Raw genomic sequence first — 19,050 nt, 5'->3', positions numbered from 1 at the left:
GTCTCGCCGCATTGCAGTCCAACATGCGGAATCAAACACGCACGGGCTTCGTTACGGAGCAACGATGGTGCGGTGATTATGGCGGCGGCGGTGCACGTTACGGCAATGCCCCCGCGCGACGTTGTCCCAGACGATCCCGAAGCTCCGTAGCGACTAGTTAGGTGCGGTTGGGAACTTCCTGAGCGGCTGCGGCTAGCGTGAGTAGATCCGCGGACAGAGTTTTCGCGGTGCCGCATTTAATTTACAGCGACAAAGCTTGCAAGCTGAGGCTGAGCGTAGTCGCGGCGAGGTAGAGAGAGGCGTTTTGGCTTGGCCGAGTTAAGTACGCTTACATGTTCTTTGCAGCATTCGGAATGACGATGTAACGCTTCTGGTCGACTAGTTCCCGCCCGGTTGCCTTTTCTCGGCGCTGGCTTCAATGACGGGAAGCTGGATTTCGAAGAATTGCCGGGCGGTGGGAGTCATCGGGCTGTTGTAGCCCATGAGGACAACTCCTTCGACGGCTTCGTATTTGGGATTTGCCTTAAGCCATTGGCGTAGGAGCTGCTCGCCGTGGGCGACCTTCTTGCGATTCCATCGTCCCCGCTGGCCGAGCGCGACGACTGATTGCCCGTCGTCGGCGATTGTATTGACGTCGCTGTCGTTATCGTCTGGACCCAACTCGCCGCTGTCGGCATCGCCGTAGTAAAAAGCCATCGACTCTTGCTGAAGCTCGCCAGCGTCGTTGCGGTCGAATTCCATTCGCACCGGGGCCGTCATGGCAATTTTATTGCGGGTGATATGGGCGAATAGAGGAAAGAACTCTTTGGCGACGGCGCGCCGGTTCTTCGGATAGATTTTCAGTTCGATAACGCCGGGCGGCGTGTAAGTGGGGAAATTGGCCGGAAGCTCGGCCTCGCGAAGCGGCTCGAAGGCAAGATCGTCACGCACTTGCCCCAGCTTCGCCTGCAGTTCATCGACTGACTGGTCGCTGGTCGCGACTTCCGTAAGAGTGACGGCGGCCGGGCTTTGCGGAGTCAGTATGGCCGCTCCCTTCGCGGCTGTCTGCTGAAGCTCATCACGGGAGGAGGTTGGCGTGACCTTTTGCAGCAGGGCGAGAACTTCCATGGCCGGCCCTGCGGGGCGTTCGAATGCCGGGTCGGCAGCGGCGGCTTTTCCTGCAGCGAGGAGAGCGATCAGGAGGAGGTAGCGCATGGCACTTCCTTTCAATTCTACCAAAGGCGGCGCGGAGCGGGTCCTGAGTATTCGAATGAAGTTTCTGACCGGATGCAAGTAAGCGGAGTTGATGGACTCGGCGCTGTGAAAGAACTTGCGTGCGCTGTGCTATCGCCCTGAGCGAATTTTTGCAGCTAGTGGTTGTTCGTGCATTCACCTGAGTGAGAGGCATCCGCACCATAGCTTACTGCGCTGGCCGACCTGTGCGCCGTAGGGCGCATCCCAGATCTCTAGAATTGTCGATAACTGGACTATCGAGACCGACGTTGTCGGTCTCGCAAAATTCGGATCGCTGCCCTTACCTCACGTAATTCAGCGAGGACTGCAGCTTGAGCACTGTCCCCATCGGCGACGGTTTGCTTTTTGCGAATGAGGTGGGCCATCGCTGTGTCAATTCTTGCTTCGATGGCGATCAGCACCGAGACTTCGTCAGCGCTGGAGCCGGAATTACGATCGGTCATGGTGAACTTCCCATTGCCTCCACAACATTGGGGATAATTACGGATGGAACTAACAATTTCGAAGGAAAATGGGGACGCTAGATTAACGAAAAGTCAGGCTCATTTCCACCGGCGCTGATTGAATCGGCAGTCCGAAATGGTAAAAAAATTCACCGAGAATTCGAGGCGTCTTTTCAACTCGTCGCGGGTGAAAAAATCATGACCTCATCTAATCGGCTGCCGGATGTCTACGCTTGGCAAATTGATGGTCAGTGGTACTTCGCCGCTGACGGACGCACAGCGCCAGGCCATGCCGTCGAGGCCCGTCATTACGACGACGGGCACGGGACGTTTCTCGCCATCTCTCACGGAACGCAGGGAATGTTCGTTCGCGACGCAATCCCTTGGACAGGTATGACGTTACGCAGCGCCGAAGTAGACGAGAAGAGATCTACGAGGTGATTGTGACTCAGCTCGCGTGACAAGCGATCGCATCACCTGAAGTCCTGAAATGGCAAACGCCGGAGAGCAGGCCCTGCTTTCCGGCGTTTCAATACACCACGTTAGTTAATGCGCGTCGAGTGATTAGCTCACGCGGACATTCTCAGCCCGCTTCCCCTTGGGCTCCATGCCTTCGTTGTATTGCACGGCTTGGCCTTCATAGAGGCTGTCGAAACCAGCCCCTTCAACCGAGGACGAGTGGAAGAATATATCTCCACGGTCGCCTTGAATGAAGCCAAAGCCTTTGTCAGTCAATTTCTTAATAGTATCTTGCGACACGTCAAATTCTCCTGCACGCAGTTCTCTCAGACGGCACCACCCGCGCACCGTGCAACTACAATCGGGTGGGCTCCAGAGGCCTGTTGCCAGGCGCTCAGCGTAAGAAAGCAATCTGACCCACACGGTGGGTCAACATCGCCGAAGACTGGCATAAGGCCGGTCAGGATGAAGGGCAGAGTTCAACAAGAAGAAGGGCCAACTTAAACGTTTCGCAGCTTCAGGAACTGTTCAACGTCTGCCATCGGCAAAGCATCTCGCATACGCCTTCGCTGTCTTAGTGCTCCTATTGTAGCACGAGGGTTCTATCGGTGCAGGGGCGTCGTCAGCGTCAGAAAAATGAAATCGCTATACGGGAAGTAACTCAGACGGAACTCAAAGTCGGTAAAATTTCGGTTGGAGCGGGCTGAACCGCCCGTTCCTTACCACGTCCTACATTTATTCGGAGCTTCACATGGCCAAAAAGAAGAAAGTAAAATCGGCGAAACTGCGTGAGAAAAAGCTGCAGAGCTACGGTGTCATTTTTTTTTACATCAAATCAAGCCCTCGATCCCTGTTGAGAGTTCGAAGCCAATCGAGATCGATCTGACGCTAGACGAAGGGTTGAAACTTCACTTGGCGTTATTGCAAGGGCTGTCGGAACTTAACCGCTTAGATCGTCGCTCGCCGAAATCGCGGGCTCGTGGAATTCGATTCTCGCTTTATCCAAACCAAAACCGATCAATGGTGGGGCAAGGCAGCGTTCTTGACAACAGTTCGCCGAGGTAAAGGGCCCGCGAGCACCTTAAGCGAATTACGCACTCGACAGCTTCGCCAATCGGTTTTACTGCTCGGGCAGTTGGCGCGGCATGCGGATCGTGAAGACAGTGCGGGACTTGTCGGATGACACGTCGACGGAGCCTCCGTGCGAGGTAATAATTTCGTGAACGATGAAGAGACCGAGCCCGATGCTGCCTTCGCGGCGTCCTCGCGTCGCATCCATGGAAATGTCACGCACCAGCGGATCAAAGATAGTTGGCAGGATATCCGGTGGAATGGGATTTCCTTGGTTACTCACGGCCAATATGATATCCGACTCCCCTGGGAGTAGCCGAAGTTCCACGGGCGTGTCCTCGGCCCCATGTTGAAGGGAATTACCGACAAGATTGGATAGAACCTGGCGCATGCGGGCGCCGTCACACGCACAAGACGCATCGCCGCGGGCATCAATGTGTGATCTTCGGTTGGGATTAGCTGCCTGCAATTCGGCAACAACCTCCCGCGCCAGCGCCTCTAGGTTCACCGGCCCCATGACTAGCGGCATTCGTCCGCCAAGGCCCGTTCCAGCGAAGTCCAACAGATCGCGGACGAGCCGTACGATCGCCTCAACGCTGCGTTCGATCTGGTTGAATGCTTGAGTGGCATAGGTATCGCCGCCAGTCTGGGCTGACGCAACCTGTGCTGAGAGGCTAATGCTGTTCAGCGGATTGCGGAGATCGTGGCCTAGAATAGCTAAGAACATGTGCCGAGACTGATCAACGCGGTGAGCGTAACTCGACACGGCCTTGGCGAGCGACTGATCGATCGACTCACCAAATCGAGTGATGTCGTCTATGTCGTTCAGGTCTGACGCAGGGACACTATCACGCCAGAGTCGCAGCACGCTGGCGCGAAGCGCCCTATACTCTGAAACGACTTCATCGAGATCGAAACCGGAGCCGACTCGACCCACTCCGTGAATAGACGACGCGTCGCCCAGGCGCGAAGGGCAAGTTCATCCATTTTCGCTCCGGGTGCGAGCGACCGCGCAAAGTTTTCCCACTCGGTCAGGATGGGTTCAATATTGCTCTGGATAAAATCAGGAAGACGCATTCTTGGGAGTGAATTTAGCGAAGAAAAACGCAAGTCGGGTGTTTGGAGCATCCTGCCGAGTCGATCGATCAGATGTGAATAAGTTAGCCCCGCGCACGGGCCGAATCACTAAGCAAGACTTGCGCCGTTATCTCATTCCCCAACAGACGCGAATGGGCCCGGCGTGCGGCGTTGCCGAGTGATCTTGAAGTTAACTTCCCATCATTTCAACGGCTTCGTCGGTGGTCAGCACTGCGTTTGCTAAGAATCCGTAATTTATCACTGCCGCCTGATACCCATCGCCGATCGTGGGATGACGCGGTGCTGCCGTGGCGTCTTTCACCACGGCGACTTCGAAGCCCTGCTCTAGAAGCTCGCGAAGGTGACTTTCGACGCAAAGATTCGCGAGCATACCAGCGAGGATGACCTTGTTGATACGCCGTTTGCGAAGTTGAAGGACGAGGTCGTTGGTTTGGGGACCCCAGACTTTATGCGGACTAACGACAATCGTTTCGCCGTCCTCGATGTACGGCTTGTACCGCTCGAGCCAATCTGCCCCCGAGTTGACGAAGCCTTCGACAGTCAAGGCGCTCGGACGAAAAAATTCCCGATCGTCGAGCATTGAGTGTTCCACTAGACCGCCGAACTGCCAGGCTTGGTCGAATGGGAACAGGTAATGAGGCGAAATGAAGACCGGGAATTTATGTTCTTTGGCAGTAATGAAGAGTCGGTCAAGATTCTCGACCGTGTTATTTTCTTTGACGCTCTCGCCGACTAGTGACCATGAAATGCCCTTCTCGCTAAGTACGTCGTTTTGCGGATCGATTACAACGAGCGCAGTGTCATTCCGGTTGCAATTCATATTACGATAAACCTCCGCGCACCGTCTTGATTTCTACAGATGGTCAATACGCATCCTATCTCCAATTGCATATGTGAGCAAAGTTCTACATGTGCTGCCACACTTTATTTCACCGTACTAGGCTGTGAATTGCTGAAGGGCGTCGGTGAAATGACCTCGGCGTGCATAGTTACGACCTTCGGTCGTGAACACCGACGCATCTTTCCAAGCTATACGAGTGATTGAGTACGGTCCCTGCACTGCGATGCAAGGTGGCTACCACCCAGTAAATCAGACGGATTCCGAACTGCGAAGTAGAACCATACGAGCCCTAATCCTGCAACGATTGATAGCGAGATAAAGGCAGCGTTGTATCCGAGCGAATCGGCAATAAGGCCAGCGGTGACGTTGCTAGACGCCGAGCCAAGACCAGCCACAAGCGCCATTGCCGCTAGTGCCGTGTTAAACCGCCCCGTCCCCTTCGCCAAATCTGCCACCATTAGCACTCCAACGACCCCGTAAATGCCTGCGCCGATTCCATCCAGCAGTTGCACTGTCACCAAGAATGTTGAATTCGCAGAGTAGGTGTAGAGCAGCCCTCGAATCGGGAGGACGGCAAAGGCAATGACGAATACTGCTTTCGGACTCCACCGATTTGCCCCCCATGCGGCGGCTAGGGCCACGGGGACCATGACGATCTGGGCCGCGATAATGCACGCGGACATGAGCGCCGCGGCCGAATCGTCTCGACCGATGGATACCTTCTGTCCCACAAGGGGAAGCATGGCCGCATTAGCGAAGTGAAACAGAAATATCGCCACCAGAAAGCGAAGCAAACGACCATTCCAGATCAACGATTCCCTCGTAGCTGACGGTAGGCTCACCGATTCGCGCGCCCGCTCGTGATCAATTTCACTTTCGCGAATCAACATGGCGGAGATCCCGCTCGCCACGGCCATTCCAGCGACGAGATAAAAGATTGTTGCATACCCGAGGTAAGTTCCCAGTGCACCTGCGAGAATGGCAGCGGCAACGTTGCCCGCGTGATTGAACGCCTCGTTCCGGCCGGTTCGACGTGCGAAGCGCCGTCGCCCCACAAGTCCAAGGCTGATGCCAGCGACAGCTGGCGGAAGGATCGCCGCCGCTGCGCCGATGAGCGTCTGAGCGATGACGATCACGGGCAACTGAGGGCAGCTAATCATGACGATGCAACATGTCGCGACGACGCCCGCAGCCACCGAGACTGCGAAGCGTTTGCGACGGGTAACGTCAATGAACGCTCCAGCGGGTAATTGCGCAAGCAGCGTACCGATCACCACCGAAGCCATGGCGATTCCCACGTCCGAGGGAGTCCATCGCCGTACGCTTGTGAGATAGATCGCCAGGTACGGTCCCAGGCCGTCCTGCACGTCGGCGAGGAAGAACGTTAGCGCATCAAGTGCGAAGCGGCTCTGCCGACTCACGGGGACAGAGTTCTCGTCCAACTGATCGTTGGATTGGGCGGGTGAAATCGTCATCGGTCGTAAACCCGCTTAGCTTCGGAAGACGAAATAGACGGCTCCGCACAAGCACAACCCGGCCCATGCGTAGTCAAGTTTGATAGGCTCCTTCATGTAGAGCATGGCAAACGGAACGAACACGGATAGCGTGATGACTTCCTGCACGATCTTTAACTGCCCGACGCTCATCGTCGTGTGACCAATGCGGTTGGCCGGCACTTGGAATAGATACTCGAAAAGCGCCCCTCCCCAGCTGACGATGGCGGCGACGTACCATGCCTTATTATTCATCGACTTGAGATGCCCATACCAAGCGAATGTCATGAAGACGTTCGAGATGATGAGTAGAGCAATTGTCTGAAGTGCGACCGGCATATCTGTGGGCTCGTTGTACGTTTTAACGGTATTGTTACGGTGGCGTGCTTGGTTAATCAGCCTTGGGTGTAGGAACTGGGGTCTCAACTGCTCGGAGCGGCAGCTCTACCGTCAACGTCGTTCCTCGCGCGGGAGTGGACGACAAATCCACTGTGCCGTGATGCAGGGAAACAATCTCAGCGACAATGCTTAAACCCAGACCAGCACCCTGTCCTAGTTGACGCGAGCGTGATTTGTCGCCCTGGTAGAATCGTTCGAAGAGCCGAGGCTGATACTCAACCGGAACGCCCTCTCCAGCGTCAGCGACGACAAGGTAGGCGCGTTGCCGACGCGAGTAGACGGAAACGAACACCTGTGAAGCAGCAGCACTATGATCGATCGCATTGGTGACGAGATTGGCGACGACCTGCGATAGCTGCGCAGCGTCGCCCTCGATGAACGTGGGCTGCAACTGCGATTCGATCCGCACATCGCGTTCACGGGCGAGCGGTTCCAGCATTTCCAGCGTCGAGCGTGCGACTTCTGCAAGATCGCACGATTCATGCGGAGCATCTAGGCGTCCGGCGTCCGCACGAGCAAGCAGGAGCAGATCGTCAACCAATCGTTTCATCCGCCGCGCGGCTCGAAGGCATGCTTCTAAAGCCTCCGCGTACTCGCCGTTAGATCGAGGTCGCGACAGTGTGTGGTCCGCTTGCGTCAGGATGACCGTGACCGGGGTCCGGAGTTCGTGAGAAGCGTCCGCCGTAAAGCGTACCTGCTGCTCGAATGACGACTGCAAGTGGCTTAGCATACGATTGAACACCTCGACGAGGCGTTGGATTTCTGAGGAAGCCAACGGAAGTTCGAGCCGCTGGTCGAGCCGAGTGGCCGAAATCTGTTCCGCGGCCACGGTCAATTGCTCGATAGGCCGCACGATACGGTTGGCGAGCCTCCAAGCTGCGAAGGCCCCGATCGCGAGGACGACGCCGCCAGCAGCTAAGAGATTGCGAAGTAGTGCTCGCAGCCGATCTCCCTCCTTCGCCAGCGGTCGGCCGACCAGAATCTGCGTTGCATTTGGACCGCGGATAATCACTTCCAGCTCATCCTTGTGCTCGCGGGTCGAGAAGGGGCGCGGGCCATCGACCGGCGGCAGATCAATTGGCCGTGAGATGTGCGGCGGAAGCGGATCGCTGGCGCCCACGATCGCACCTTGAGCACTCCAAATGGCGAAGTAGGCGTGATCTCGCGGAGCGGGACCGAACCGGTGTCGATACGCGCGGTCGATAGTCACCGTTCCTGGGTTCGCTTCGCTGCTATCTTTAGCAATCAGCTGGGCGGCTCCCAACAGATCAGACTCGGCTTCGTTGTAGATGGCCCTGCGCATTAATGCATACGTGGTGACGCCGAAGCCGAGTATCGTCAGCAGGAGTAAAGACAGCTGGCCTATGAGCAACTGTGTTCGCAGGGAGCGACGCGCCCATGTCGCTTGTGACTCATTCGGGGATGACATAGCCCTGCCCCCGCCTAGTTTGAATGACGTCCCGGCCTAACTTCTTGCGCAAATTTGAAACGTGAACGTCGAGCAGGTTCGAGAGGCTGTCATCAGTTTCGTCGAACAAATGATCGTAGAGTTCCGTGCGACTGACGACGCGGCCTCGGTGCGTTGCCAGATATTCCAGTAACGCGAATTCGCGGGCGGTCAGATCAAGCATTTCCTCGCCACGCGACGCTAGCCGGCTGCGAAGGTTGAGGGTGATGTCGCCGATGCTCTGTACCGCTGATGCCTGGCCAGCCGCACGGCGAATCAACGCCCGCACGCGGGCAATCAGTTCGAGCCGTTCGAAAGGTTTTGTCAAGTAATCGTCAGCGCCAAGGTCGAGGCCTTGGACGCGATCAGATAATCCGTCACGAGCCGACAGAATCAAGACCGGCGTCGCTTTCGTGCGTCGAAGCACGTCAATGAAGCTCCAGCCGTCTCGCTTCGGGAGCATCAGATCCAGCACTATGGCGTCGTATTCCCAAGCTTGGGCCTTGAGAAGTCCTTCGTCGCCATCGGCGGCGATGTCCACCGCATATTCGGCTTCGAGGAGGACTTCGGCGACGAGGCGTCGCAAGTCTGGATCGTCTTCAACTACAAGCAGACGCATTCACACCCTCAGATATTAACGCCTGCCGCCGCTGGTGCGGCGGAAGGCGACGAGCTTCGCTTTAGAGGACACTTCGCTTGCTCATTGTACTCGCATCGTTAGCGAGCCGACTTCTCTTCGAGCAACCGGCGTATCTCGCGCAGCTCATGAAGAATTTCTTCCTGCAAACGGCCGGCGTTGGGGCCTTCATGGCCGTTCGGACCGGCGTGAGGCGGTTTCGCATGATGCGGCGGCGGGAGCGGCCGGTCGCGAGGTTCGCTCCGTTGTACCGACTTTCCTGAATCGGTTGCGGTGATTCGATCAGCGCGCAAGTGGATGGCTCCATCCGGCGTTTCGTGGCGGCGGCCCGCCACTTCCACTTTGGATCCCATCTCAATTAGATCTGCGAGGGCAGAGCCCTGACGGGGCGGAAACTTGACGATGGTTCCGTCTTCAAGGGTGAAGCCGTCGACGTCGTCGTGCGGGTTGACTGAAATTTCGCTCACGATTCCCGTGGCGCTCATCGGAGGTTCGTTCCGACGAGCGTGAGGCGCTGGCCCTCGCGGAGGAACCACATCAATCGAAACGCCTCCCCCTGCGATGTTTTCTGCAGCGAAGACCCGTTCACCCCGCGGGAGTGTTTCTTCATGGCCGCGGACGGCTATCTCGTTTCCCACCTTCATGACTTCGGTTACCTCACCACCGATGTGCGGCGGAAAGTGAACTTGCTTGCCGTTCTCCAGTCGTACACCATCGACGTCCCCATGATCATTTTCGATGAACTCGGCAATGACTCCGGAGATTGTGCTGGCCTCGCGACCCTCAGAGCTGGAATCCCTCGCGGGCTCAGCCGATGCCCGCCAAACTTGTGCCGCGCACGCAATTCCCAAGCCCACCGCGCCAATCCCAATACTTCGCATCCAGTTACTTCGCGTCATCGCATTGTTCTCCACTTCGAAGATGACCAGTTCCGTCTTGATGGAACGAACTTGCCTGGGCATCTGACCTGAGCAGTATCGGGAAGAGAACCTTAAGAGAAGATGAAGCGATGGGTAGTGCATGCTCGCAATGCACTCGGCAGATGCGGAATTGAGCCGCAATTCGTAAATCCGGAGGGAGCTAGCCGACCGGTGTTCCTTGATTGGCGGAACCATCATGCTCGCCGCTTCCCTTCGCGCCGATGGAAACGTCGTCAACTCGATGTGTCCAGGGGGTTCGGACGGACGTGGGTGGCCCTAACTGGAACAGTCCAATTGTTGAAAGTGCGAATTCGGCCGTCTGGCTGGGACATGATGCCTTCGCATAAGTTCGTTGGCATATTCCTTTGCAGCGGCCAGTAAACTCCGTAGTGGCAGTTAGTTGTGCAAAGGGCTGCTGGGGAATTCAACTTATCGTCTACGATCCGAAGTGATTGGCCAAAAGTCCATGCAGCCTGCTAAATCGGGCACTCGCCTTAGCTCGGTGACGTCCTGCCAATGTGCGCAGGTGAAAGCGACCTACGGGCACGTACTCGTTTTCGCTTGGGGGTAAAGGCTCCTGCTGCCCAGGTCAATTTCCAGTCGAATCCTGGTCAGTGTCCAGATCGCATCTGGCAGCGGCAGTAAGCAATAATCCGAGCCCGCGCCGGTGCTCGTCATTGAGCGAAGGCCATGCAGCTATCAAACGTGCGAGCTGAACGCTCACCTCGACCGAGGTGCAACAATAGGTGCAACTGCCCTTCCCTAATTGCTGTAAGTTGCCGCTCGGCAATACATTAAGCAACTCGGCCCGCAGAATCAGAATCCGCGGCCCCTGCCGACGACCGCGCCCATGAGCCGCGCCCCCGATCTCAGTCGCCCAGGTAGCCGTAGCGACCATAGTCGGTCGCTAGCCTTTAGATCCACTCTAGCGTACGCTGTTCGTCGCTGGGGACATGCCGCTTCTGCCGCTGCCTACTGCGGCGCTGGCACAGCACTTGGCAGGCCCGACGCTCCGACACTCGGGCGCGTCCGAGCGCATCTCCAACGTGCTCGGCTGCCCCACACCGTTTCGTCGGGCTCAGGAGTTTTTCGACCCGGCTTTCTTTAAGATCACCTTATCAAGCCGTCGGCCAGCAGATGCTTCAGGCGGTCATCCTCCTCCAGCTCTTTGAGACGCTTGGCCTAGTCCCTCCGGAAGCCGCCGTACTCTCTTCCAGCGATAGTACTTCTGTTCCTCCCCCCGATCTGCTTGCAAACTTCAATAACCTACTTCCCTAGCGCCATTTCCACCTCGCCCTCAGGTAGCTTCGAAATGAGCTCTTCCGGCTTGAACTTCGTTCCTTGCGGCATCGGATTGCTCTCCGTCGACTTGCGCCCACAGCCTGACTTCTCGCTCCAATCGCGGTTTTTTTGGGGGGGTAGCGCGAAGCCAGCCCGATGCAAGTGATGATGCGACATGATGTTACAACGATGAGCGGCTACCAAGGTTTACGAACGATCCTCTTCGGCGGACTGATCATTGGTGCGTGGTTTATGGCGGGCGTTGTTGCGCTTGCCAGAGGCAAATGGCTGAAGGCGGCAACCTTGATTGGCAGCTGCTTCGTAGCCGCATACATCGCGCAGGCAACTGGGCTCATCGAGTAACCTACGCCTCGCACGGACTTCACCCTGCGAGTAATCGTCACTTGGTCGGTTCAGACCGAACTCCACCGAGCTTGTCGGCTAAGTCTTGCCGAGCTTGCGGTGATTACGACGGCGCGGCCGTCAATCAGAACATCCCAGTTGCGCCCCTTGCGAGTCGTGGCGATTTCTTCCGCGACGGCTTGCAAATATTCGTCAATCAATGCGAGCGACGCATTTGTCAGCGCGGACGGCAGTAGTATTTCGCAAGCTGGTCCCATCAGTAACTCTCTTGGATATCGCTGCGATCAACGATCGCGGTTGTCGCCTGTATGGCTCAGAAGGTTCACCCCCCCGAGCAAGAAAACTATCCCAACCACAACAACGATTGCGTGAATCAGATTGCCCGGCCATAGGTAGATCGTGCGCCGCACGGCCTCGGTAAGTCCGGCTATGCGAATCAGCATTGCCCACGAGAACGCACAGAAGCTGAAGGCAATTTCGCAAGTGTTAGAGAAAGAATAGAATAGCGAGAGCTTTAATCATGCCTCCACTATAAACGCTGCCGACGGGCGGAGCGAAAGCTAAGCGCCACTGCCCCTTGGCGGTGATCAGGGGCGGCCTCGCACGAACCGGCGCGCATATTCGGCGGCCGCGATACCAAACACCACGAACGCCGCGCACGCGAAGCTGAAAATCAACGCGAGCCCGGCTACCACCGTGCCCACAGTTTTTACCACCTCGCCAAACGCGTCCCCTTTATATAGATCAATAGCAGCACCGGCCATCACCAGGGGTAGAAGAAAGCCGGAGGACACGAGCGCCAAGATGCTTCCGAATGCCACCCCATACCGAGCGCCTCGCCGGACAGAGTCGGCGAGACTGGTGCTAGCGAGTAGCATTGAGGGCTGCATAGAGTCTCGGATGCGGCGGCGAGTCACCATCCCCGCATTCTACTCCCGCCATTCTCCAGCGAAAGGCAGGCCTCGGCGCCAACGCCGACTCACGCTCATTCTGCCTGACTGCGCTCTTCACAAAGAATAAAGCCTCGTTGCCGTCCCGGCGCCCACTGCATCCCGAACTTCGTCCGAATAGTTCGCCAGCCATTCGCGAAGCAAATCAAACCAGGCTCCGTAGGAGGTCCGGCAGTTCAAAACAGGCCAGTCAGATCCGAGCATCAGGCGGTCGGGGCCGAAAGCGTCGAGCGCCGCCTCAAAATATTGACGTAGCAACGCAAGATCCAGGTTCCCTGCCGGATCGCGCACTTCTGTGGCCAGTCCTGAAAGCTTGCAGGCGACATGTGGGCGGCGGGCGAGTTCGGTTAGTTCTCGGCGCCACTCAGCTGCGGGTTGCGGCCCGCTAATTTCGGGCTTCGCGCAGTGGTCGAGAATAAACTGCTGGTTCGGGTGCCGATCGACGAACGCCGTCGCCGCGGGGAGTTGGTGTGCGTAAATCAGCAAATCGTAGGCGAGCCGCCGGCTCGTCAGTTGGCGAACGCCCTCGTTAAAGATGTTGCTGGTGAAAAATTGCTCGTCGGGCGCCCCCTGGCAGATTTCTCGCACGCCTTTGAATCTGGCGTCCTGCTTGAAACGATCGAGCGCGTCCTCGGCATCTGGCGATTTCAAGTCGACCCAGCCGACGACGCCGACGATGAAGTCGTTTGCTCCGGCTGCTTTCAGCAGGAACTCCGTTTCTTGCAGCGAGGTCCGCGATTGCACGCTGACGGCGCCGGTGACGCCGGCGGCCACGAGTTCACGCTGAAGATCTGTTGGACCGAAATCTCGACGGAGCGACGCCATCTCAGGCGTGATCCACGAGAATTCCGCTTCTTCAAATTTCCAGAAGTGGTGATGGGCGTCAATCATCGTACGGGATCATGACTAGGCGTTGTGGACCGAGACTCTGGATGCCGAGGTCGACGACGTCGCCGGGCGACTGACATTGCGGCGAACGCTTAACGGAGTTGCGTAACTCCTCCGTCGATGTCGTACGCAGCGCCGGTAATGAAAGCGGCCTCATCGGAGAGGAGAAACCGCGCCAGCGCGGCGATCTCCTCGGGGCGCCCCATTCTACCAATCGGTTGATACGTCGAGAGCGATTCGAACACTTGCTGCCGTTCTTCAACGGGATAGTTCTTCTCGATGAAGCCGTCGACGAACGGCGTGTGGACGCGGGCAGGGCAAAGGCAGTTGCAGCGAATGTTCTCGGCTACGTAATCGCGGGCCACCGAGAGGGTCATCGACAGTACAGCGCCCTTGGTCATCGAGTAGGCGAAACGATCGCGGATGCCGACTTTTGAGGCGATGGACGCCATATTTAAGATGACGCCGCCTCCTTGCGAGCGCATTCGCGGGATCGCGACGTGCAGACAGTGGTAGACGCCGCGGACATTGACGCTGAAGAGGCGCTCAAAGTCTTGCGGCGAGGTCTTCTCCACGTTGCCCACGTGGGCGACGCCGGCGTTGTTCACCAGCACGTCGACTCGCTGGAGTTGATTGAATGCTGCGGAGACGGCGTCGAGGTCGCTGACGTCGCAGCTGATCGCTTCGGCAGAACCGCCAGCGGCCGCGATCAGTGCGACCGTTTCTGCGCCGGCGGCGAGTTCACGCTCAAGCACGACGACGTGATCGCCTGCTTCCGCCTGCCGCAACGCGATGGCGCGCCCGATGCCCGATCCGCCGCCAGTGATGACTGCCGTTCGCATGCTATCGGAATCCCTCTTCGCACAGTTGCTTCACCCGAGCAACGTTCTTCTTGTCGATCACGCCGGCGCCGGCGTCGAGACTCGCGGGCGCGAGGCCGTACCGTAGGTTCAGCGTCAGTTGGACGACCGGATAGAAACCTTGCGCGTAAGGCTGTTGATCGAGCGTAAAGCGAATTGCGCCGGCTTCGATCAATTGCAGCGTCTTCGGCGACATGTCGAATCCCGCGGCCCAGTAGCCTTGTTGCGGAAAGCTGGCCTCGATCGCACGACCGGCCGCTTCGGTGTCAGATTGGCCGGAGCCGAGGATGATGCGAATTTCAGGATGCTTGCGCAGCGCTTTGGCGACGACTCGGGCGCCCGCGACGGCGTCGTTGCCGGTGACGACGGCGGTCCAGGTGATTCCCTTCGACTTCAGCACTTCTTGGATGCCGCGGCTCCGTTCGACGAGGGCGGAAACGCCTTCGTCGTGTTTGGTGAGCAGGACGTGCGCTCCCTGCGGGACGTCTGGCAAGGCCAGCGTCGCCAGCTTTCGCCCGGCCGCTTCGAACTGTTGGCTCACCGCAGCGAGTCGCGCGTTGGGACTCGCGGAGTCGTCGACGTTGAAGCCGACGACCGGAACTCCCTTTGCAATCGTGTCTGCGATCACGTCGTCGAACGCCTTCGCATCGATAATGTTTATGGCGATGCCTTCGTAGCCATCGGCGACCGCCTTTTTCACGAGTTCGATCTGAGCGGGAACGTCGACGCCGGGCGTGCCGAGGAAGTCGCACTCGACGTTCAGTGCAGTGGCGGCGTCATTCATGCCGCGTTTCACAGGGTCGAAGAATTTTTGGTCGACGGCGCAGGTGATAAATGCCAGTCGCAGCGGTTTGGCCGCCGTCTTGTCAGTTGGAGCCGCAGGCGGGGTTGCAATCGCCGACGCTTGCAAAATAGCGCTGAGTGTTAGAGCGATTAGTGGGATGCTCAATAGACGCATATGGTGACCGCCTCAACTACGCGAGAAGAGTGTAAACGACCGCCAGCGAAGCGACGAGCAACGCCGTGAGCCACTTGTAGTTCATGATGCCCGGCCAACCCTGGAATTGCAGCGGTTCCCATGGCGTGCGCCAGACGAGCCGTTCGCTCTCGGCCGTGTGGACATGCGGTTTTGCCCAGGAAACTGCGAGCATGATCCCCATGCAGAACACAAACAGCAAGACGCCAACGAGAAGAAAGTCGATCTGCTGCGCGGCGAGGAATTCGGTCCACCACGCGACTTTGAATTTCTCCAGCAGAAACAGCGTCACGCCGATTAGCGAGCCGAGCGTCAGCGTGGCGAACGCGGCTACCGATGAGGCGCGCCTCCAGAAGACGCCGCAGAGAAAGACGCAAGTAATCGGCGGGGCGACGTAAGTGATCATCGCGTTGATCGACTGAAAGATGCCGGCCGGATTGAGCGTCAACGACCAGCCGATCGCGAGTAGCAGAGCGATGAACGACGACCACCGGCCGACGGAGACTAACGTGCGGTCGCTGGTCTCTGGCCGCCAACGTTGCAAGATATCGTAGCTGACGAGCGTCCCGATCGAGTTGAGAGCGCCCGACACGGTTGACATCACCGCGGCGAGCAAGGCGGCGCCCATCAAGCCTTTCACGCCGATCGGCAGCAATTCTTGCACGAGCACCGCGTAGGTCTGTTCGGTGTGAGCGAGTTTGTTGGCCGCGATCGCTCCCTGCTGCACCAAAGAGTAACAGGCGATCCCCGGCAAGACAAAAATAAAGAGCGGCAGGATCTTGATGAAGCCGGCGAACAGCGCGCCGATGCGCGCATGATTTTCGTCTTGGGCGCCGAGAACGCGCTGCACGATCGTTTGATCGGTGCACCAGTACCAGATGCCGATCACCGGGTAGCCAAGGGCGAGCGAGTACCAGGGCAAGCCGGCCGGATCGTCGGCGGTGCGAATGAGCGACAGATGCGTCTCAGGCGCATGGGCGACGATGCCTTCCCAGCCCCCTGCCCTCACCCACGCGACTGCGCTGATGACAATGGCGCCGGCAAGTAGGACGATCGTTTGCAGCGACTCGGTGACGACCACCGCTGTCAACCCGCCGAGGATCGTGTAGAGCCCAGTGAGCGCCGCGATCGCGACGACGCTCCACAAGAGCGGTATATCAACGCCGACAATGCCGTTCATGACGACGGCGCCCGTGTAGAGCGAGAAGCCGATATGGACGAACACGGCAGAGACGACCGAAACGATCGCCAGCACGTCGCGCGACGGGCGCGAATACCGCTTCTCCAGAAAATCAGGGAGCGTCACGACGCGCGAACGAATGTAGAGCGGTGCAAAAAAGTTGGCGAGCAGAATCAGCGTAAAGCCCGCTAGCAGCTCGAAATTGCCCATCAACAGGCCTGACTTGAAGCCCGCCTCCGCAAGGCCGACTACGTGGACGGTCGAGATGTTCGTGGCAAACAGCGCCATGCCGATCATCGGCCAGCGCAACGTTCCGCCGGCGAGAAAGTACTCGCTCGCCGCTCCTCCGCCCTCGGCCCGGGATTTGCGCAGACTCGACCAACACCCGACCGCGACGACGGCGAGCAAGTAGACAACGACGATGATGAGATCGATCGAGCCCATGAACGGCCGTTAGCTCAGCGAGATGAGATCGCAACTCGCGCCGCTCTCTTGCGGCGTGCGGTAGACGCCCTGCTCGACGCGGCAGGGATGGCGGAAGTGTTGCTGCAGATGCGGGATGTATTCGAGAAATAAGGCGTCGTGGCCGAGGGCGATGTGGTTGAACAGCACAAGATGCTGGTGTAACTGGCCCATGTCGCCCACATGCGGCGCCACCGGGACGCCGTATTTCTTCGCCAGCATGCTGACGACGATGAACTCGCTGACGCCGGCGACGCGCAGCGCGTCGACTTGGCAGAAGCCCAGACTTCCCGCCTGCAGGTAGTTCTTGAATACAACGCGATTGGGGACGTGCTCGCCCGCGGCGATCTTGTGGGCGCCCAACTCGCGAGCGAGCGTTTGGTGGGCGAAAACGTCGTCGGGATGCGTCGGCTCCTCGATCCAGTAGAGATTGTAATCCCCCGTGCGACGACCAAACTCCAGCGCTCGCGGCAGCGACCATTGCTGGTTGGCGTCGACCATGAAGCGAACATCCCAGCCAGCCGCTTCGCGCACGATTTCGACGCGGCGTAGATCGCGATCCATCTCCGCGGAGCCAACTTTCAATTTAAGGGCGCGGAAGCCGCAGTCGAGCGATCGCCGGCAATTGTCGCGGAGTTTTTCGTCGTCGTAGCCGAACCAGCCGACCGAGGTGTCGTACCCTGGATAACCTCGATCAAGCACGCTTTCGCGTTCAGTTCGCGAGTGCTGTTGCGAGCGGACTATCTCGATCGCTTCGTCGCGTGTGAGCGCGTCGTCGAGGTACGAAAGATCGAGCGTGGCGACCAGTTCTTCTGGCGAAAGATCGAGCAATAGTCGCCACAGAGGTACGCCGCGTCGCTTCGCCCACAGATCCCAGCACGCATTGGTGATCGAAGCGAGCGCCAGATGGACGACGCCCTTGTGCGGACCGAGCCAGCGGTATTTTTCATCGTTGGCTAGCGAGCGCTGTAGCGCGCCGAAGTCGTGCATGATCTCTTCGATGTCGCGACCGACAAGCTGACGCGACAGATGCTCGACGGCGCGGCAAACGAGGTCGTTACCGTCACCCAAGGTAAATGCCAAGCCGGTGCCGGCGGCGTCGCCGTTCGCTAGCGTCGTGACGGCGTACGAGTAGACCGGCGTGCGATGAATCGCGTCGGAACCCATCCCCTCGCCGAACGGAAAGCGAGCGTCTGTCACCTGGATGCGCTGGATGGTCACCGTCGATATCCCAACTCGGCGCCGCCGGAGAGGTGCAGGAGATGCCCGGTGATGAAGCGGGCCTGGTCGGAAAGCAGGAAAACGGCCGCGTCGGCGACGACGTCCCCTTCGGGGCATGGCCCAAGCGGATGAATCGCATCAAGGTAGGCCGACATCGAGGCGGGGTCAGGCTGGTCGGCCGCCCACTGCCGCAGCATCGGCGTCCAAACTGCGGCGGGACAGATCGCGTTGACGCGAACTCCCAGCGGCGCGTAATCGAGCGCCATCGACTTGGTGAGCGCGTTGATCGCCCCTTTCGTCGCGGCGTACGCGGCGTGAGCAGCCTGACCGATCACGCCCGCCATGCTCGAGGTATTGAGAATGACGCCGCGCGACTTGGCGAGCGCTTCGATGCCGTACTTCGTCGTGAAATAGATGCTCTTCAGATTCACCGCAAGCAGGTCGTCCCATTCGCCATCGGTAGTTTCGTGCAGGGCCGTGGAAGGCCCCGCAATGCCCGCGTTGTTATGAATGGCGTCGAGCCGGCCGTAGGTCTCCAGCACTTGCTGGACGGCTTCAGCTACCTGATCGTCGTGAGAAACGTCGCATTTCAGGCACAAATGCCCGTCGCCGAGAGTGCCAGCGAGTTCCTTGCCGCGCGTGTCCGACAGGTCGGCGATCGCGACCTTGGCGCCGGCAGCCGCGTAGGCTTCGGCGCACTTTCGGCCAATGCCGTCGGCGCCGCCAGTCAACAGGATGACACGATTTGTTAGCAACATGGTTGCAAAACCTGTACGACAGGTTTAGGATGAGCGGAGAAGTCGAGCAGCCGTCAGAATAGGCACTGCC

Annotated in this window: 19 protein-coding genes; 1 reads left to right on the top strand and 18 read right to left on the bottom strand. The window is 58.4% G+C overall.

The annotated features are described in order from the left end of the window. Positions 1-378: 378 nt before the first annotated feature. The 10 genes from PLANPX_RS13065 to PLANPX_RS13015 form a co-directional block, all read right to left on the bottom strand. Complete coding sequence (locus PLANPX_RS13065) at positions 379-1,272, bottom strand: heme-binding protein (protein ID WP_152099162.1); 894 nt, start codon at positions 1,270-1,272, stop codon at positions 379-381. Positions 1,273-1,466: 194 nt separating this feature from the next. Beyond that, complete coding sequence (locus PLANPX_RS13060; protein ID WP_152099161.1) at positions 1,467-1,676, bottom strand: hypothetical protein; 210 nt, start codon at positions 1,674-1,676, stop codon at positions 1,467-1,469. Between the two features lie 564 nt (positions 1,677-2,240). Then, positions 2,241-2,435 carry a cold-shock protein gene (locus tag PLANPX_RS13055; RefSeq protein ID WP_152099160.1) on the bottom strand — a complete coding sequence of 65 codons (195 nt, stop codon included), beginning with the start codon at positions 2,433-2,435 and terminating at the stop codon, positions 2,241-2,243. An 820-nt stretch (positions 2,436-3,255) separates the two neighbouring features. Further along, complete coding sequence (locus PLANPX_RS13050; RefSeq protein ID WP_152099159.1) at positions 3,256-4,143, bottom strand: sensor histidine kinase; 888 nt, start codon at positions 4,141-4,143, stop codon at positions 3,256-3,258. A 330-nt stretch (positions 4,144-4,473) separates the two neighbouring features. Further along, complete coding sequence (locus PLANPX_RS13045) at positions 4,474-5,124, bottom strand: cysteine hydrolase (protein WP_152099158.1); 651 nt, start codon at positions 5,122-5,124, stop codon at positions 4,474-4,476. A 209-nt stretch (positions 5,125-5,333) separates the two neighbouring features. Continuing rightward, positions 5,334-6,620, bottom strand: a complete 1,287-nt coding sequence (locus tag PLANPX_RS13035; RefSeq protein WP_152099157.1) for an MFS transporter — start codon at positions 6,618-6,620, stop codon at positions 5,334-5,336. Positions 6,621-6,635: 15 nt separating this feature from the next. Then, the gene (locus PLANPX_RS13030) at positions 6,636-6,977 is read right to left on the bottom strand and encodes a DMT family protein (protein WP_152099156.1); all 342 of its coding nucleotides are present in this window, start codon (positions 6,975-6,977) and stop codon (positions 6,636-6,638) included. A gap of 52 nt (positions 6,978-7,029) precedes the next feature. Then, on the bottom strand, positions 7,030-8,340 hold the full coding sequence (locus tag PLANPX_RS13025; protein ID WP_232536390.1) for a sensor histidine kinase: 1,311 nt from the start codon (positions 8,338-8,340) through the stop codon (positions 7,030-7,032). Between the two features lie 109 nt (positions 8,341-8,449). After that, a complete protein-coding gene (locus tag PLANPX_RS13020; protein ID WP_152099154.1) occupies positions 8,450-9,103 on the bottom strand; it encodes a response regulator transcription factor in 654 nt (217 codons plus the stop codon). Positions 9,104-9,201: 98 nt separating this feature from the next. Next, positions 9,202-10,239: a hypothetical protein gene (locus PLANPX_RS13015; protein ID WP_152099153.1), complete on the bottom strand. Its 1,038-nt coding sequence runs from the start codon at positions 10,237-10,239 to the stop codon at positions 9,202-9,204. A gap of 1,272 nt (positions 10,240-11,511) precedes the next feature. On the opposite strand from PLANPX_RS13015, the gene PLANPX_RS27335 reads away from it, so the two are divergent. Further along, positions 11,512-11,685 (top strand): hypothetical protein, encoded by a 174-nt coding sequence (locus PLANPX_RS27335; RefSeq protein WP_172992041.1) that lies wholly within the window; start codon positions 11,512-11,514, stop codon positions 11,683-11,685. Positions 11,686-11,735: 50 nt separating this feature from the next. Here PLANPX_RS27335 and PLANPX_RS28430 read toward each other — a convergent pair whose 3' ends face one another. The 8 genes from PLANPX_RS28430 to PLANPX_RS12980 form a co-directional block, all read right to left on the bottom strand. Further along, a complete protein-coding gene (locus PLANPX_RS28430; protein WP_420844076.1) occupies positions 11,736-11,942 on the bottom strand; it encodes a DUF6368 family protein in 207 nt (68 codons plus the stop codon). 330 nt (positions 11,943-12,272) lie between these two features. Further along, positions 12,273-12,488 (bottom strand): hypothetical protein, encoded by a 216-nt coding sequence (locus PLANPX_RS13010; protein WP_152099152.1) that lies wholly within the window; start codon positions 12,486-12,488, stop codon positions 12,273-12,275. A 204-nt stretch (positions 12,489-12,692) separates the two neighbouring features. Next, complete coding sequence (locus PLANPX_RS13005; RefSeq protein WP_152099151.1) at positions 12,693-13,526, bottom strand: amidohydrolase family protein; 834 nt, start codon at positions 13,524-13,526, stop codon at positions 12,693-12,695. An 89-nt stretch (positions 13,527-13,615) separates the two neighbouring features. Further along, positions 13,616-14,365 carry an SDR family NAD(P)-dependent oxidoreductase gene (locus tag PLANPX_RS13000; RefSeq protein WP_152099150.1) on the bottom strand — a complete coding sequence of 250 codons (750 nt, stop codon included), beginning with the start codon at positions 14,363-14,365 and terminating at the stop codon, positions 13,616-13,618. Position 14,366: 1 nt separating this feature from the next. Further along, the gene (locus PLANPX_RS12995) at positions 14,367-15,332 is read right to left on the bottom strand and encodes a substrate-binding domain-containing protein (protein ID WP_172992040.1); all 966 of its coding nucleotides are present in this window, start codon (positions 15,330-15,332) and stop codon (positions 14,367-14,369) included. A gap of 25 nt (positions 15,333-15,357) precedes the next feature. Then, positions 15,358-16,983: a sodium:solute symporter family transporter gene (locus PLANPX_RS12990; RefSeq protein WP_152099148.1), complete on the bottom strand. Its 1,626-nt coding sequence runs from the start codon at positions 16,981-16,983 to the stop codon at positions 15,358-15,360. A 9-nt stretch (positions 16,984-16,992) separates the two neighbouring features. Beyond that, positions 16,993-18,222: an enolase C-terminal domain-like protein gene (locus tag PLANPX_RS12985; RefSeq protein ID WP_172991744.1), complete on the bottom strand. Its 1,230-nt coding sequence runs from the start codon at positions 18,220-18,222 to the stop codon at positions 16,993-16,995. Next, positions 18,219-18,980 (bottom strand): SDR family NAD(P)-dependent oxidoreductase, encoded by a 762-nt coding sequence (locus tag PLANPX_RS12980; protein ID WP_152099146.1) that lies wholly within the window; start codon positions 18,978-18,980, stop codon positions 18,219-18,221. The genes PLANPX_RS12985 and PLANPX_RS12980 overlap by 4 nt, the downstream gene beginning before the upstream one ends. Positions 18,981-19,050: the final 70 nt, after the last annotated feature.

The sequence above is a fragment of the Lacipirellula parvula genome (assembly GCF_009177095.1).
Taxonomy (GTDB): domain Bacteria; phylum Planctomycetota; class Planctomycetia; order Pirellulales; family Lacipirellulaceae; genus Lacipirellula; species Lacipirellula parvula.
Note: the sequence above shows the minus strand (reverse complement) of the source record. Positions and strands in the feature narration are given on the sequence as shown.

What these genes read in the sequence shown, in the direction of transcription:
- PLANPX_RS13060 (WP_152099161.1), bottom strand. Translation starts at nt 1,676, where the DNA reads ATGACCGATCGTAATTCCGGCTCCAGCGCTGACGAAGTCTCGGTGCTG.
- PLANPX_RS13045 (WP_152099158.1), bottom strand. Translation starts at nt 5,124, where the DNA reads ATGAATTGCAACCGGAATGACACTGCGCTCGTTGTAATCGATCCGCAA.
- PLANPX_RS13035 (WP_152099157.1), bottom strand. Translation starts at nt 6,620, where the DNA reads ATGACGATTTCACCCGCCCAATCCAACGATCAGTTGGACGAGAACTCT.
- PLANPX_RS13030 (WP_152099156.1), bottom strand. Translation starts at nt 6,977, where the DNA reads ATGCCGGTCGCACTTCAGACAATTGCTCTACTCATCATCTCGAACGTC.
- PLANPX_RS13025 (WP_232536390.1), bottom strand. Translation starts at nt 8,340, where the DNA reads ATGCGCAGGGCCATCTACAACGAAGCCGAGTCTGATCTGTTGGGAGCC.
- PLANPX_RS13020 (WP_152099154.1), bottom strand. Translation starts at nt 9,103, where the DNA reads ATGCGTCTGCTTGTAGTTGAAGACGATCCAGACTTGCGACGCCTCGTC.
- PLANPX_RS13015 (WP_152099153.1), bottom strand. Translation starts at nt 10,239, where the DNA reads ATGATGGTTCCGCCAATCAAGGAACACCGGTCGGCTAGCTCCCTCCGG.
- PLANPX_RS27335 (WP_172992041.1), top strand. Translation starts at nt 11,512, where the DNA reads ATGAGCGGCTACCAAGGTTTACGAACGATCCTCTTCGGCGGACTGATC.
- PLANPX_RS28430 (WP_420844076.1), bottom strand. Translation starts at nt 11,942, where the DNA reads ATGGGACCAGCTTGCGAAATACTACTGCCGTCCGCGCTGACAAATGCG.
- PLANPX_RS13005 (WP_152099151.1), bottom strand. Translation starts at nt 13,526, where the DNA reads ATGATTGACGCCCATCACCACTTCTGGAAATTTGAAGAAGCGGAATTC.
- PLANPX_RS13000 (WP_152099150.1), bottom strand. Translation starts at nt 14,365, where the DNA reads ATGCGAACGGCAGTCATCACTGGCGGCGGATCGGGCATCGGGCGCGCC.
- PLANPX_RS12990 (WP_152099148.1), bottom strand. Translation starts at nt 16,983, where the DNA reads ATGGGCTCGATCGATCTCATCATCGTCGTTGTCTACTTGCTCGCCGTC.
- PLANPX_RS12980 (WP_152099146.1), bottom strand. Translation starts at nt 18,980, where the DNA reads ATGTTGCTAACAAATCGTGTCATCCTGTTGACTGGCGGCGCCGACGGC.